At 47.1% G+C, this 17,012-nt stretch carries 10 protein-coding genes; 9 read left to right on the forward strand and 1 reads right to left on the reverse strand.

The features are described from left to right. Window positions 1-43: 43 nt before the first annotated feature. Entirely contained in the window at window positions 44-2,407 is a 2,364-nt protein-coding gene (locus A3CY_RS0119555; RefSeq protein WP_026207900.1) for a GH92 family glycosyl hydrolase, read from the reverse strand. A gap of 115 nt (window positions 2,408-2,522) precedes the next feature. Between A3CY_RS0119555 and A3CY_RS0119560 the strand changes: the two genes are divergently transcribed. The 9 genes from A3CY_RS0119560 (at window position 2,523) to A3CY_RS0119600 (ending at window position 17,010) form a co-directional block, all read left to right on the forward strand. Continuing rightward, window positions 2,523-4,676: a cation:proton antiporter gene (locus A3CY_RS0119560; RefSeq protein ID WP_018339645.1), complete on the forward strand. Its 2,154-nt coding sequence runs from the start codon at window positions 2,523-2,525 to the stop codon at window positions 4,674-4,676. Window positions 4,677-4,693: 17 nt separating this feature from the next. Then, entirely contained in the window at window positions 4,694-7,303 is a 2,610-nt protein-coding gene (locus A3CY_RS0119565) for a hypothetical protein (RefSeq protein WP_018339646.1), read from the forward strand. 77 nt (window positions 7,304-7,380) lie between these two features. Next, window positions 7,381-7,926: an RNA polymerase sigma-70 factor gene (locus tag A3CY_RS0119570; RefSeq protein ID WP_051082767.1), complete on the forward strand. Its 546-nt coding sequence runs from the start codon at window positions 7,381-7,383 to the stop codon at window positions 7,924-7,926. A 237-nt stretch (window positions 7,927-8,163) separates the two neighbouring features. After that, window positions 8,164-9,327, forward strand: coding sequence for a FecR domain-containing protein (locus A3CY_RS0119575; protein WP_018339648.1), 1,164 nt, complete (start codon window positions 8,164-8,166; stop codon window positions 9,325-9,327). 167 nt (window positions 9,328-9,494) lie between these two features. After that, a complete protein-coding gene (locus A3CY_RS0119580; RefSeq protein ID WP_240388195.1) occupies window positions 9,495-13,004 on the forward strand; it encodes a SusC/RagA family TonB-linked outer membrane protein in 3,510 nt (1,169 codons plus the stop codon). A gap of 20 nt (window positions 13,005-13,024) precedes the next feature. Further along, window positions 13,025-14,527 (forward strand): RagB/SusD family nutrient uptake outer membrane protein, encoded by a 1,503-nt coding sequence (locus A3CY_RS0119585; protein WP_018339650.1) that lies wholly within the window; start codon window positions 13,025-13,027, stop codon window positions 14,525-14,527. 4 nt (window positions 14,528-14,531) lie between these two features. Beyond that, complete coding sequence (locus tag A3CY_RS0119590; RefSeq protein WP_018339651.1) at window positions 14,532-15,539, forward strand: hypothetical protein; 1,008 nt, start codon at window positions 14,532-14,534, stop codon at window positions 15,537-15,539. An 88-nt stretch (window positions 15,540-15,627) separates the two neighbouring features. After that, a complete protein-coding gene (locus A3CY_RS0119595; protein ID WP_018339652.1) occupies window positions 15,628-16,014 on the forward strand; it encodes an HsmA family protein in 387 nt (128 codons plus the stop codon). A gap of 66 nt (window positions 16,015-16,080) precedes the next feature. Beyond that, window positions 16,081-17,010, forward strand: a complete 930-nt coding sequence (locus tag A3CY_RS0119600; RefSeq protein ID WP_018339653.1) for an ABC transporter ATP-binding protein — start codon at window positions 16,081-16,083, stop codon at window positions 17,008-17,010. Window positions 17,011-17,012: the final 2 nt, after the last annotated feature.

Here is a 17,012-nt window from a genome sequence, read left to right on the forward strand (position 1 = left end):
TAATATTAAAAATAGAGGCGTTCCATCGGAATGCCTCTATTTATTACTTGGAATATGGCATGGATGCGATCCCCCAACGGGTGTTGGGAACGGAATCCATTTTCAGTTTCAAATGCCCGCCTTTCATGATTTCTTTGCGATAAAACCAGCAATTTTCTAGCGGTTTCCCATTTAGTGTGGCGGATTGAACGTAATAGTTTTCCGGGGCACTATTTTCCGTTTCGATCACGAATTCTTTGCCGGAATAATATTTAGGGTTTAGTTTAATCGTGATCTTGCTGAATTTCGGGCTACCGATTTGGTAGGAGGGCGTGATGTTTGTTCCGCCTTGCACGTCGAACAAGCCCATGGCTGCCAGCACGTACCAGGCTCCCAATTGTCCCTGGTCTTCATCCTGCCCGTATCCGTAACCGTGTTCAGGTGTTACCCCGTAAAATTCATCACAAAGCAAACGTGTGTATAATTGAGTTAACCACGGTTTCCCGGAGTAATTAAATAACCATGCGTCATGCAAGCAAGGTTGATTCCCTTGGTTATACAATTTTTCGACTCCCGAGAAACTGTCAATTTCTTTCCCTCCGCCGAAAAGTGTATGGCGGGATTCTGTAAAAGTATTTTCAAGTCTTTCATTAAATAGTTCCAAACCCATGAGGTCGATCAGCCCCTTTATGTCGTGGGGAACATACCACGTGTATTGAGCGGCATTCCCCTCTTGGAAGCCTTTCCAGCCTTTCATCGGGTCGAAATCTTGCATGAATGTGCCATCTTCTTCTCGTGGGCGCATATATTTCGTTTCCGGGTCAAAAAGTTTTTTGTATGCGTACGAGTAATGCATTAACGTGTCGTGTTCTGCTGTTTTGCCCAGGGCTTTTGCTAGTTGAGCCGCGGCATAGCAACTGAAAGCGTATTCCAACGTGTGGGATGCCCCGAAATTGCATGTCCAGCCGTTGGGGTAGTGATAATCTTTTAAAGGCACGTAACCACCTTTGATAAAGTACTCGTTATCGTATTTCCCCTTGCCCATGTCCCTGCCGATGTATCCCAGTTCGTTTTTACGCACGGCATCCCAAGCGTTCGGGATGTCGAAATCCCGGATTCCGGCTTGATACGCCGCGCAAATGACTAATCCTTGAAAATTGGTTTGTACCCCGTTCGTGTAAACTCCTGCGGCTTCTCCGTCGTGTAACCAACCGGAATTTTTATAAAAGTCGAGATTGGATTTCACGTAACCGGAATAGATTTCGGGGTAGGCAAGCGTCCATACTTGGGTGAGATTCCAGAAACCTCCCCACATTCCGTCTGTGTTGTGGTGCGAGTAAAGAGGTTGCCCCTTTTCGTCCAATGGAATTTGTCCGATGGTTCTATCGTGTTGGATAAATTGTCCGTTGATATCATTGGAAATGCCTCTGCCGAGCAAAGCGTGATACAATCCGGTGTAAAATTTAGTTTTGTCTTCATTTGTGCCTCCCTCGACTTGTATGCGTCCCAGCATTTCGTTCCATGTGTTGCGGGCGCTATTTTTCACGTCGTCGAATGTTTTGTTTGCAGCTTCCGTTTCCCGGTTATTACGGGCGTTTTCGATACTCGTGTAGGATAACCCCATTTGCATTTGGATTTGTTCCCGCTCTTTTGTGTAGAAGTTCAAGAATAATCCGCATCCTACACCGTGCGTCGTGTTTGTGTTCTCACTGATCTTGTCGTTGATAAATGTACCGACAGATTCCGGCTTCTTGTCTATTTTCGCCGCAAAGTAAATTTTAACTTTCCCGTCGGGCTGGCAAAAGGTAGCGTAAATCGGGTAATTCTCGACCCATCCGGTTACTTCGTTGTTTTCCGGGTGATAGGTTATTTCGGCATCTGTTACTGTGGCACTTTCGCCTTGTTTGTGACCGATGTCGAACAAAATGCGGGCTTCGGCGGATGCCGGGAATGTGTAGCGGTGGAACCCCGTGCGGGTTGTTGCCGTGAGTTCCGCTTTAATATTGTAATCCGTGAGGTTTACAGAATAATATCCCGGCGTTGCGTATTCTGTTTTTTTGTCAATACGGGAACGATACCCCTCGTCCGGATTCTCGAGGGAACCGGGGAGCGTCTTCAGCGTACCCGTGGTCGGGATAGTCACGACTCCTCCAATTTGAAATTCATGGAAGTGAGCGAACCCCTCAATCGAGGAATGACGGTCGTCATAGCCGCAAGGCAACCAACTTCCGTAACTCCCGTAAGCGTTCGTTGTCGGGGCTAGTTTTGCCATTCCCATGGGGAGGGCGGCAGGCGTGTAGAAAAACCATCGGCAATGCACGGAGCCGATTTGAGTGTCAACCCAGTCCACGGGTTGTTTTTTTCTATTTTCCTCTTGGCACGAGTAAAGTAGTGATATTAACAGGAATAGGCTAACGAGAGTTCTCATGAATCGTTTTATTTTTATAAGTTTTGATGATTTTGCCTACAAATTTATCTTTTTTTAATTCTCTCTTCATTAAAAAAGAATAAATTTGTAATGCTAAGAATTAAAATTCAATCTTATGATCTATCAGAATATATTGAGTATTACACTGCCGTTGACCAATCCCGTGTTGATTTTCTCTGTAATCCTTTTTATCATTCTGTTCGCACCCCTTTTGCTGCATCGTTTCCGGATTCCGGATATTGTCGGGTTGATTATAGCCGGAGCCGTGATAGGTCCTTACGGTTTGCATGTCATGGATCGGGATAGCAGTATTGTGTTGTTCGGTACGGTAGGATTGTTGTACATCATGTTTGTTGCCGGTCTGGAAATAGATATGGCGGATTTCAAGAAGAACAGCAAGAGAAGTCTGATCTTCGGTTTGTACACATTCTTTATCCCGATGGTCTTGGGAACTTTTGCGGGAGTTTTCTTGTTGGATTTTTCTTACCCGACTTCCATATTGCTGGCGAGTATGTTTGCTTCCCATACGCTGGTGACTTACCCGATTGTCAGTAAATATGGTATCACGAAGAATAGGGCGGTCAACGTCACGATCGGAGGGACGGTGGTCACCTGCCTACTCGCGTTGCTTGTGTTGGCGGTGATCGTGGGAATGTCCACGGGTGAATTGACACAAGGCTTCTGGATTCGTTTGGGTGTTTCTACCGTTTTGTTTGCATTCGTGGTTTTGTGGGGCTTTCCTGTCGTGGGACGATGGTACTTCAAGCGGTATGACGACCGTGTGGGGCAGTTCATCTTTGTGTTGGGACTGGTCTTTTTTGCTTCATTCTTGGCGGAAGCTGCCGGATTGGAAGCGATTATCGGGGCATTTCTTGCGGGACTTGCGTTGAATCGTTTGATCCCGAATACCTCCGCCCTGATGAATCGCATTGAGTTTGTGGGGAATGCGCTTTTTATCCCTTTTTTCTTGATTGGAGTGGGAATGTTGGTGAACTTTCACGTGTTCTTTAATGATTTGACTTCAATATGGGTTGCGGTGGTCATGACTATTGTTGCCACAATTGCTAAATTTATTCCGGCATGGTTGGCTCAAAAGAATTTTAAATTCACGAGTTCGGAAAGAACGCTGATTTTCGGATTGAGCAATGCCCAGGCTGCTGCGACATTGGCAGCCGTGTTGGTCGGTTATAACGTGATTTTAGGGACGACGCCGGAAGGCGAACCTATTCGCCTGTTGAACGAGAGCGTGTTGAACGGGACTATCGTGATGATTTTGGTAACTTGTATCGTGGCTTCCTTTGCCACGCAGAAAGGGGCGCAGGAAGTGGCGTTGGCTGAGTTTGCGGGAGACGAGTTGGATAATGACGATGAAGAGGAAGACCGAATATTGATTCCGTTAAGCAATAGCGAGAATGTGGAAGAGTTGATAAATCTAGCCGTGACGATTAAATCGAAGAAAGCGAAGGCTGTAATGACTGCATTGAATGTAATCAAGGCAGACGTGGGCGACCCGACGGCAGAGAAGAAGGCGAATATGCTGTTGGAGAAAGCCTCCAAGGCGGCAGCGGCAACAGACAATAAATTGGAGACCTCGTTGCGTTATGATGATGACGTGGTGAACGGTATCAAGAATGCCACGAAAGAACACAAAATTACGGATATTGTGTTGGGGCTCCGCAAGGAAGGGGAAATATCGGATACCTTCCTGGGGAATTTGACCGATCGGGTGCTGTCGAAATGTGCGACCACGACTTTAGTGTATCGTCCCACTCAACCCTTGTCAACGATAAAACGATATATCGTGGTCGTGCCTTCCCGTGCGGAACGGGAGATCGGTTTCCCGTACTGGGTGATACGGATCTGGAATATTGCCAAGAATTCGAGCAGTAAAATTATATTTTATGCAGATGAATCGGTTTTGTCCGTGTTGCGGGAAGTGAATTCGAAACATCCGGTAGAAGTTGAATTTAACGAGTTTGCCAGTTGGGATGATTTCTTGATTATTTCCCGGGACGTGAAGGAAAACGATGCTCTGATGATCGTAATGAGCCGTCGGACTTATCCCTCTTACGTGAGGAATATGGCGATGATCCCGACCTATCTGAACAAGTATTTCAACAAGCATAGCTGTATTTTGATTTATCCGATGCAAATCGGTATCGGGGAGCAAGAGTTAGGAGCGCTGAAGAGTATGCCTCACGCCGATTCACGTGATAGCTTGGATGATTTGGCTGACGTGTTGAGAAGTCTGTTTAAAAGGAATAAATAATTTTATCTGACAGGTTTATGAAAAAAGTCGTGGTCTTTGTGGGAATTATTTTACTTGTTTGCGCGTTTAAAGAATTGTCCCCGTTCGAGAAGCAATTATTGGGGAATTTGACGGCACAACTTCGGGAATTACAACAAGAAAAGTTGTATTTGCATACCGATAAAAGTGTTTACAACGTGGGCGAAAAAATCTGGTTCCGGGGGTATCTCGTGCACGCCGCGGGGCTTCAACCGATGGTGTACAGCCGTTATGCGTATGTCGATCTGGTGGATCGCCGGGATTCCGTGATACGGCGGATAAAGGTGGTGGAACGTGATTCCTGTTTCTACGGTCAGGTAAATATCCCGAAAGATTTGCAACAAGGCGATTATTGCCTGCGGGGATATACTTATTATATGCAGAATCAAGGAGAAGATTTCCTGTTCAAGAAGAAGATACGGGTCATTAACCCGGAGGATTCCAAGGTATGGACGGACGTGACCTACACGAAGAACCGGGAGAATAGTTACACGGCGACTATTCGTTTGTCGGACGCCGACGGGGAACCTTATGACCGGGTGTTGCTGACGTATATCGCTGGGGTCAAGAAAGATGCTTATTCCAAGAAGAATGCCCGGACGGATAAAGAGGGAAAGTTCGAGGTGAAGATCGATACCACGATGAAGACGATCGAGATTGAATTCCAGGAGGGACATCCTTTCCCCTTTAAACGGTATATTCATATTCCCTCTCATTTACGGGATTTTGACGTGCAGTTTTTTCCTGAAGGCGGTTCCTTGTTGTCGAATAACTGGCAAAAAGTAGCTTTTAAAGCCATCGGGGCAGACGGGCGAGCCGTTCATGCCAGTGGCGAGGTGTATCAGGATTCCGTGGCGATTGCCGAGATCGAAACCCAACACGACGGGATGGGATGTTTCAGGATACCCGTGAACCCGGGCAAGGAATTCTATGCCATCATGAGGACGGAGGACGGGGTGGAGAAACGATTCGATTTGCCCAAGGTTTCCGATGACGGGTGGGGAGTCACGCTTGTCGGACAGGATTCCATGTTGCACTACCGGGTTATCAAAGCCCAAAATGCCCGATTGCCGAAAGAATTGTATGCCGTGATACATTGTCGCGGAATGCTTATTGGTTCCAATCGGGTAAACGGGTTGACAAAAGGAAGCATCAATATGAGCATGATTCCCGAGGGAATCTCGCATATTGTGTTGATGGACGAGGAGGCGAACGTGTATAGCCAACGCTTGTTTTTCCGGAAATTCAAGCAGCGTCCCGAGTTGAAAATTACCACGAATAAACCGACTTATGTTAGCCGGGAGTTAGTGAAAATGGAAATTGATTTCGATGCTCCTTTCAAGGGATATTTGGACGGTTCTTTTTCCATATCTGTAACAGATGACGAGAAAGTGGTACAGGATTCATTGGAAGATAACATTTTGTCTAATTTGCTGTTGACTTCGGATTTGAAGGGGTATATCGACAATCCGGCTTATTATTTCAATGACACGACGCCGGAGATCGACGCTCATCTCGATCTCGTGATGATGACTCACGGGTGGACTCGTTTTGATATATCCAAGATTGCAAAGGGTGAATTTGCCGTATTGAAATTCCCGTTGGAGATCGGGCAAATCGTGTCCGGGCGGGTGAATAATTTCTGGGGGAAAAAGTCGAAAGGGGCAAATATCGTACTGATTTCCAATTACGGGCTTTGCCGGATGGTGGAGACTGACGAGACGGGAAATTTCGTGGTTAACGGGATCGCATTCCACGATAGCACGAGTTTTTTGGTACAGGCATTGAGTGCCAAAGGACGCCGGGGGGTTACCGTGCGAGTGGACGAGGACGAGTTTCTTCCTCCCGTTTACGACTTGCCGTACAATATGCAGGAGAAAAAGAAAGAGGAGGAATTCTACAAGCAGCACGGGTTGAATTATTACTACGAGAACGGGGAGAAAATATACGTGTTGGATGAGGTGCAAGTTGTGCGGCGGAAAATAAAGAAATCCTATTCTTTCTATGATAATTTGGCATATCATCAGTTGGACTCCGCGAAGATTGCCGAGAACGGGGTGATGGATATAACCCAGATCATCCAGTTGTTACCCGGTGTCACTTTCGAGAAAGACGATGAGGGTGAGGATTGTTTCAAGCATTTTGGGCGTAAGCTTTATATTTTGGTGAACGATTTCGAGGAACCGATGGATCAAATCCGGTTAATCCCGGTAGGCGCCTTGCGGAATATCTCCTTGTTGGATCGTATGCAGGGACAAATCTTTTTTGGCGATCGGGGGGCGAATGGGGTTTTGATTATTTCTGCGGAACCGGGATGGACTCCGAAGCCCTTGGGACGCCCGAACGTGTTGCCTTTTAAATTATTGGGTTTCCAAGTTCCGGATGAGTTCTACGTGCCGAAATATGACGTGGACTCTGTGCGAAAGGATAACCGCTATGATGAACGTTCTACGATTTACTGGAAACCTGTCATTACCATAGATCGGGAGAATCCGGCAAGCGTGTCATTCTACACGGCGGATACGTACGGAAAGTATTCGGTTATCGTGGAAGGAATCACCTCGAATGGGATTATCTGCCGGAAGCGGGTGCCGTTGGTGTTGAAATGATATTGTCAGGTGTAATTTGTTTTCTCCGAATTTATTTGCATCTTTGCTTCTTGAAGTAGTGAATGTTGGATGTATTTATGAATAGGAATTACAGTATTATATTGAAGAATGGAACACGTCTTGAGTTTAAGCAGGTGTTCAATCAGTATTTTAATTCCTTGGTTCTTTTTGCCGATCGTTATTTGAAGGAGCGAGAAGAATGCGAATCATTGGTTCAGGACACTTTTCTAGCTTTGTGGGAAAATCGGTTGGAATTCCCGGACGAAATCTCGATTAAGGCGTATCTTTATACCACGGTGCGGAATAAAGCCCTCAACGTGTTGAAACACCGTAAGGTGGAACAGGAATACATGAATGATGTCCTTCAAGAGGAAGATTCCGAACTTTATTACATGAAATCCGTGATCGAGGAAGAAACTCGTCGGTTAATTTTCTCGGCTATCGACAGTCTGCCGGAACACGCCCGGAAAGTATGCTTGCTTAATTTGGAAGGTCTTGATAATCAGGATATTGCCAATGAATTAAAAATCTCGTTAAATACGGTGAAGTTCCACAAGAAAAATGCGTACCAGTTGCTGCGTGATAAGTTGAAAGATAAATTTTACTTGTTATTTCTCGTGTGAAAAGCTGGGATTACTTTACCTTTTCTCTACTGCTTCCTGCGGATATAAACCAATTATGAACGAATCATAGACGAAGCATGAACGTAAATTTGCGTTTATGCTACGTTTATGAATGGTTCATGGTTGGTTTTTGGGGTAGCGAATCGGTAGAGCAGGTGTTGACGAATGATTTTTTTTTCGTTTTTCCACTACCCGTTTTCTTTTTTTGGTTGTTTTATGGATGTAAAAACAACAAAAATGACGAAGAAGTATATTCACATAGCGGATTTAATCTACAAGGATAAAGTCGGAATCGCTACCGAAGAAGAACAACGGGAGTTGCGGGATTGGTTGGATGAGTCTGATTTTAACCGGCAGGTATTTGACGAGTTGTCGAAAGGCAGCACGTTGAGTCGGAGTTACGAGGAATACCGGGCAATTCATCGGGAACAAGTGTGGAATCGTATCGAGCAACAGATTGCTCCCCGGCGGCGAAATCTATCGTGGCGATGGATGGGATATGCGGCTTCTGTGGTCGTGTTGATTGTGGCGGGTTGGTTTATGGGCACGATGTCAGGGCATAAGGGGAAACATGAGGACGTGAAAACTGTCGCCGTGATTTCTCCAGGCGAACGAAAGGCTATTTTGCATTTGGAAGAGGGTAAAAAAGTTGTTTTGGGGGGAAGGAATGGTGTGATCGTGGATGATAGTTTGTCCGGAAGGATCGAACAGGTGAATGAAGCTTTGTTTTATCAATCGGAAGCGGGGATGAAAGAGGAGAGGATGAATGTACTGGAAATACCCAGGGGTGGCGAGTTTAACGTGACATTGGCTGACGGAACCCGGGTGTGGTTGAATGCCGGGACGAAGTTGACTTACCCGGTGGCTTTTGTCGGGGACGAACGTCACGTTCGTCTTGAAGGGGAGGCTTATTTTGAAGTAAAAAGAGATGAGGACAAGCCGTTCGTGGTAGATTTGAACGGGATGAAGGTAACGGTGTTGGGAACTTCTTTTAATTTGAAATCATTTAAAGAGGACGGGCGAACGACAGCAACGTTGGTAAGCGGGAAGGTTGAGGTTGAGGCTGGTGCAAGGAAGATTGTATTGGAACCGAACCAACAAGCTAATTTGTTCGTGGGAAAAGATAGTTTGGAAATACGGGAAGTGGATGCCGAGGCGTATCGGGCATGGACGAAAGGACAATTTGTATTTCGGCGCGAACGCTTGGAATCGATATTGGATGACGTCGCTCGCTGGTATAACGTGACGGTGTTCTACGAGCAGGCAGGGGCGAAGGATATCGTGTTCTCGGGAATCATGGAGCGTTTTGCGGATATTTCGGAAACATTGAAAATGCTGGAAAAGACGGGTAAAGTGTCTTTTGCCGTCGATGAAAAGAAAATTATAGTGAGATTGAGATAAAAACAAGGACGTGCGCCAACACGTCCCTGCTAGAGTTTCATAACTGTTTGCTTGCGCCAACAAGCGAACAATGACGTTTAACTTTAATAATTACAGACAAATCTATGAAAAAAAAACGAGGATTAGACTTTCTCGTTAAAAGAAAGTTGCAATTTAATCTGTTAAAAATGAAAGTGACAGTATTACTATTAATGGTGAGTGTCTTGCAAAGTATGGCAGGTGTTTATTCGCAGACGGCGAAATATGATATTTCGATGTCGGGCGGGAAATTGGAGAACGTGTTTAAGATTATCGAACAGAAAGGGGAATTTACTTTCTTGTATTCTATCGAGGATGTGGATCGTGTCTCATCTGTTCATATCGACGTAAAGCAAGCTGATTTGAAAGAGGTGTTGGATATTTGTCTTGCCAACACGAAGTTGACTTACGAGATTAACGGACGTCTGGTGGTCATTCGGGTGAAGGATGATGAGAAGTCGGCAAAAAAGCTGACGGTTATCAAGGGCGTGGTGAAAGATGTTAAAGGGGAGCCGTTGCCCGGGGTAACCATTATGGAGAAGGACACGAAGAGCGGTGTGGCAACCAATGTCAATGGTGAGTTCTCCTATTCTACATTCAAGGATACCGTGACGTTCGTCGTTTCGTTTGTCGGGATGAAAACGAAAACGGTCGTGTGGAAGGGACAGAAATTATTGACCGTTATTTTGGAGGAAAATGCCCTAGTGGTGGATGAGGTGGTGGTTACCGGTTACCAGACCGTGAAAAAACGCTCCATGGCAGGATCTACCAGTTACGTGAAAGCAGAAGACTTAGTGTTGACCGGTACGCAAACCCTGGAGCAGGCTTTGCAGGGAAAGATTCCCGGGATGGTGGTCATGAACAAGAGCGGTTTGACAGGAACCCGCCAGCGGGTGAGAGTACGCGGAACGTCCACCCTATTGGGGAGCGCCGAACCGGTATGGGTAGTGGACGGCGTGATACAGGAAGATCCGCTTCCGTTCAAATCCAATGACTTGACCAACCTGAACCCGGATAACACGGACATGATTAAAGACTTCGTGGGAGGCGCCATCTCTTGGTTGAACCCGAACGACATCGAAGACATCACCGTGCTGAAAGATGCATCCTCCACCGCCATCTACGGAACGAAAGCCGCTAATGGCGTGATTGTCATTAATACAAAAAAGGGAGAAAAAGGACGTATGTCCGTGAACTATAATGCCAATATGTCGCTTACTCCCCGTTTGAATTACAACCGGATGGAGTTGATGAACTCCAAGGAACGCGTGGAGGTATCCCGCGAGGCTTACGAGAACGGACTGGTGCTGGGCTCGGATCAAAAAATGGGATACTTAGGCTTGGCTCTTGCATTCGAGCGGCGTGAGATCAGCCTGGAAGAATTCAGCAAAGGGGTACACGAGCTGGAAACGAATAACACAGACTGGTTTGATCTTCTTTTCCGCAATTCATTCAGCCACAACCACAACATCAGTATCTCGGGCGGAAGCGACAAAGCCACTTACCGGGCATCCTTCGGATACAACAATACGCGGAATACCGCTATCGGGAACGACCAAGAGCAATACACGGGAAACGTGAATTTGTCGACCACCATGTGGAACTGCGTGACTTTCAATGTCGGTTTGAACGGAAGCACGTCAAAAACCTCTGCCTTTGTCGGGAATGACCCTTACGGGTATGCCACTTCGACCAACCGTGCCTTGAGAGCCTACAACGAAGACGGGAAGTATTTCTTTTACAAGGCAACGAACGGGTATGAATTTAATGTACTGAATGAGTTGCGCAATAGTAGTAACGAGAACACGAGTTCTAATGTAAATACCAATTTCTCGTTACGCTGGAAGATCCGGGACGATTTGAATTTCAATACGACCTTTTCCTACGGCTACAACTCGACTCACGGGGAAACTTACTACACGGAGCAGTCGAATCACATCGCTGTTATCCGGCAATACGATTTCGAAGCGGTAGCCGAGGGCAGTGATGCCTATAACAACTCCTGGTTGCCGGTGGGCGGTGAAATGACCGAACTGAGAAACAGCAGTGAAAACTGGGGTTGGAGAAACCAACTGGAGTACACGAAGGTGTTCAACGAGGTACACTCTTTCTCCGCCATGCTCGGGCAGGAGATGCGTAGCGGCTCCACTTCCAGTTACAATCAAACCAATTACGGTTATTTGCCCGACAAAGGACATATCTTTGTCAATTTGCCCGAATACCAGACAGAGGGAAGCGGGAACGGAATTATTGTACGTGTCAATCCCTATTTGAAAAACCAACCCAAGTTGACCCGGACGAAATCGAATAACATCTCCTTTTACACGGCTTTGTCCTACATGTATGACAACCGTTACGCCGTGAACGTGAGCGTGCGTGCCGATGCCTCCAACCAGTTCGGGCAAGATAAAAGCACCCGTTTCCGCCCCATTTGGGCTCTTGGGTTCCGTTGGAACGTGGGTTCGGAACATTGGCTGCAAGGGCAAGATTTGTTGAGCGACATGAACATCCGCTTTACCTACGGGTTCCAAGGGAACGTGGCTAACGGCGTCAGCCCGGACCTGATCGCTACGATTACTGCCAATTCAGCCCTTAGTGGTGGCGGTTACTCGCTGAAAGTGCCCACGTTGCCGGCACCGGGATTGAAATGGGAAAAGGTACAGAGCATTAACTTGGGGACGGACTTCAGCCTGTTCAAAAACCATATCATGGGATCGTTTGAATACTATTACAAGAAGACCACCGACATGGTGGTGCAACAGGAGGTGCCTCTGGAAAACGGTGTCGCTTCCCGCGCCATCAACGGCGGGGAGATGAAAAACTCCGGATGGGACGCCTCGATCAGTTTCACCCCGTGGCGGAGCAAGGATTGGTTGCTTACCTTGGGATTCAATTTCGGCAAGGTGAACAACAAAGTCAACTCCACCCTCGAACCGAATGGCAGTTGGCAGGAAGCTGCATCCGGGAACCTGAACAAAGAGGGATACGCCGTATCCAGTTTTTGGGCATTCCGATTCACGGGCTTGAATCCCAAGAACGGAGGACCGCAATTCGACCTCACGGGAATCGATTTGGACGCTGCCGCCTCGGACGCCACCCTGTACATGGACTATGCCGGAAAAATGGATCCGGACTTCACCAGCGGGATGTCGTTTACTTTGCGCTACAAAACGTTGAGCCTGACGAGCGGATTGTATTTCAGTTTCGGGAACAAAGCCTTCATGGCGCCGATGTCTTCCAATTACGAGGCAATACCGGGCGAAGAGTACAATATGTCGACCGAATGGCTGAAACGTTGGCGGAAACCGGGCGACGAGAAAACGACCCAGGTTCCCTCCTTGCCGAATATCTCTACCAGTGCCCAACCGATAAAAGTTCCCGTGACGGTCGGCACCCTGTTGAAACCGTACGAATTGTATGCCAAATCCGATGTGCGGGTAGTGGACGCCTGGTTTATCCGTTGCAGCTCGATCCAGTTGGCTTATACCCTTCCGCCTGCCAAGTTGCCTCATTTCCTGCAAAACCTTTCGGTTTCGTTCTCCATGAGCAACCCGTTCCAGATCCGGAGCAAGGATTTCTTGGGCAGGGATCCGGAAGTGGCTTTGGGCAACCAGCCGATGAGCCACGATTATTCGTTGGGTATCAGTCTTAGTTTTTAAAAACCATTGTAATAAAACCTATGAAAAAATTAATAGTTATACTTGCAGCTTTGGCGTTTTTCGGGTGTGATGATTTTCTTGAAGAGACCAGCCAAAACCAGATACGCCCTTCAACTGTTTCCGATATGGAAAAAATACTGGAAGGGGAAGCTTATCTGACGGAAACGGAGTCGGAGATGTTCAATTATGTCACCGCTTTCCTGACGGATGAGGTAAAATGCGGCCTATATGACGAGAATAATATGTCTATTGCAGGTGCTTTTAAAACCCTGAAAGAAACTTGGCGCAGATTGTTCTGTTACGATATTACCATGTTTGACGAAGGGGATGAGGACGAGAAGGCGCACACGGATTATTGGTCGTTGCCGTACGAACGGATCAAGGGGTGTAACATCGCATTGGACTACGTGGACGATATGCAAGGCGATGACGACCGGAAAGCCTATTTAAAGGGTGAGGCTTTGGCGTTACGCGGGTTCTATTACCTCCATTTGGTGAATTTCTTCTCCCTGCCGTACACTTACGGGGATCCCGCGAAAAACCCGGGAGTGCCTTTGAAATTAAGATCCGGCGTTACGGAAGAGAAACCTTCCCGCGGGACGGTGGCAGGCGTGTACGAACAGATTGAAAAAGACCTGTCGGAAGGGGCTCGCTTAATGCAGGCAAATCCGCAGAACCTGACGCTATACCGGATGAACGGTCCGGCGGCTTACGGGCTGCTTTCCCGGGCATACCTCTACATGGGAAAATGGGACAAGTGCATCGAGTACGCCGATTCGGTGTTTAAAGTCAACGAGAACTTGGCTTATTTCCCGGACTATACCGGATACGGTAAAATATGGAGTGTCCGGTATTGCCCGGATGAAATTTTATGGGCATGTCATTATACTTCTCCAACAGGTAGCAAGATGATCTTTGGTTGGAGTTACCCCAGCCCTTGGTTGCCCTCGGACGAACTGGTCAACCTGTTCGGGCAGGACATCGATCCGGAACAGGAGCAAGATATCCGGGCAACCGTAACACACAGTAAAAGTTATCTGCAAAGAGCTATAGGTTACGTCAATGGAGTCCGTCAAGAGTGGATTAACGGCATCTTTAAAGCACTTGACTCTTACGCCGGTATCCGGACGGGCGAGGTGTATCTGAATCGGGCAGAGGCTTACATCCGGCAATACGTGGAGAATGGCGATGCTGTTGCCGGGCAGAAGGGATTGGATGACCTGAATGAACTGCGGAGCAACCGGATTCGGAATTGCATCGAGAAGCAGTTGAGTGACTTCGCTTCCCCTCAAGAGCTGTTGGATCTTTGCCTGCGGGAACGCCGCCGGGAACTTTGCTGGGAAGGCAACTTCCGCTGGTTCGATATGCGTCGCACGGGAATGCCCCGGATCGAGCATGAGTTCTTCTACCAGGAATCGGAAAAGAGCAAATATGTACTGGAAGAAAACGATCCCCGCTATGCCTTGCCCATACCGCGGGTAGCCTTGGAAAAGAATAGTAATTTAAGACAAAACCAATATTGACGTTATGAAGTGGATTTATTTATTGTTGGTGCTTGCCTTGGTGGCAGGATGTAATGACGAGGATGAACTCACCCCGTCGGAAGGGGAAGAGACGTTTTATAAATTACCCCAAGGGAATCATGATTATGACTCCAAAATCGTGGATTATCACACGAAGTACGGTTTTTATATCCTGTATGAATTCGAGAAAAAGGATCTCTTTTGGAATAATATGTCATGGTCGGAGTTTTTGATGGATGATAAAGATTTTGTTTACATAGCTACAGCTACAGGAGAGATACGAGGGAAACAAGCCGATCCCAATTACGTGGGGCAAGTGTTGGACATGTGCGAGAAGTGCTGTTTCAAAATTTATCCCGAGGAATATTTAAAAGATTATATGCCGCTCCGTTTCTTGATTTGTTCCAATTTGGGGAAAGTGTACACGGTCGGAACAAAATATGAAAACGGTACAACGACGATCATTCGCGATACGGCAAAATTAAACGTTTATCGTAGCTTTAATCGCTTGGCAGTCAATTGGGCAAGTACGGATTACGATACGATCAAACCGAATGACAAACTTTATTTCTCCAAGGACTTGAATGACGCATTTATGTCCATCTTGAAAGAAAACGATGTATTCGAGTATGATAACGGTTTTACGATGACGGGGCATATTTATACTTACGCACAATTGCAGGGGGAGAATTTGTTTAAAAGAGGGTTCTTGACGAATACAACTTTGGTCAATGGGAATATCACCCAATCGCGGATAAACGACTTCATGGCTTTCCTGAATTTGGCAACGGTGCCTTTGGATATCCTGAACGCGGAACCGGTGGCAATAGATAGACAGGATAACAATCCCTCTGTCGTCGGGTTGTTCAGCCGGGTGTACGCGGATGCCGATGACGGGAGAGTAGATGGAAAAACCGGTATCGACTGGATTAAACAAAAATACAATTTCGTGATCGAACTGTTGAAAAAATACGGCATCGACACGGATAAGTTGCAACATCCGGAAATTTAATCATTTACATTAAAACATCAATCGGATTTCCCGGTATTCCTTCATCGGAATATCGGGGAGTCTTCAAAAGTATTGCGCTTTATAAATTATGACAGCTTTTTTAGGAACAGCAATTATCAGTATCTCGCTGGCATTGGTATTTTACTCCATCGGGACGTGGGCGGAAAGAATACAACGCACGCTAAAATTATGGCACATTATCTTTTTCTTGCTTGGACTTTGTGCCGATACGTTGGGAACGGCTTTGATGTCGCAAATTGCCGAGGCAAACGGAGGGAATACAGACCCCCTGCATGCCGTTACAGGGCTTTTGGCCATCATTCTCATGGCGATTCATGCCTTGTGGGCCGTCTGGACGTATTGGAAAGGCAGCGAGCACGCGAAGAAAAATTTTAGCAAATTCAGCGTGTTCGTTTGGGCTTTCTGGTTGATCCCGTATGTAGGCGGAGTATTTTTGGGAGCCTCTGCGGCTTAAATCGTAATTAGGAACCTGAGGGTTTGATTTTATGAACTTTAGCACTTGTGCTTAATATTTATATTTATGGAAGAGGATGTAATATTGAATGTAAATCACTTGAGTCACCGCTATTCTGCCGCCTGGGCATTGCGGAACGTGAGTTTCGAGGTCCGCAAGCATGATATCTGCGGCTTGCTGGGACCGAACGGGGCGGGGAAGTCTACGGTGATGAATATCATTTGCGGCATCGTGCGGCAATCGGACGGGAAAGTGTCCATTGCCGGTATCGATGTGTTGAAACACCCGTTGGAGGCGAAAGCGCACATTGGTTTTTTGCCGCAAAATCCGCCGATATACCCGGATTTCACGGTGGAGGAGTATTTGCGGCATGCCGCCGAAATTCGCCGGGTGCCGGATCGGGAAATCCCGAAGGCAATGGATGAGGTGTTGGAGTTGTGCGGTATCACCCATTTCCGGAAACGGTTGTTGAGTAACCTCTCCGGGGGATACAAGCAGCGCGTGGGAATCGCCCAAGCGATTATCCATAAGCCCGATCTGGTAATTTTTGACGAGCCGACGAACGGGTTGGACCCGACCCAGGTGCTGGGAGTCCGCCGCCTGTTGCGGGAGATTGCCCAAAATTCCACGGTATTGATCTCAACGCACATCCTTTCGGAGGTGCAGGCGGTGTGCAATAAAATCGTGATGGTGAACCGGGGAAAAATCATTTTCAAGGGGAGCACGAGTGATTTTGACAACAGCATCGTACCGGACAGTATTTTCTTGAAAGTACAGCCGGAACCGGCGATAGAAGAGGTGCAGGCGATCGTGGGAGTTACCGGCGTGGAAGCCTTGGGGGGCGGAAGTTTCCGGGTACGTTTCGGGGATGATACCGAAGTGTTGGAGAATATAGTTGCAGCCGCTGCTTCCAAGGGATGGCATCTGGAGGAGATGGGTGTGGAGCGTAGCTCGATGGATGCCGTATTTGCAGCGTTAACCAAACAACAGCGTTAATT

It is taken from the genome of Butyricimonas synergistica DSM 23225 (genome assembly GCF_000379665.1).
GTDB classification, from domain to species: Bacteria; Bacteroidota; Bacteroidia; order Bacteroidales; family Marinifilaceae; genus Butyricimonas; species Butyricimonas synergistica.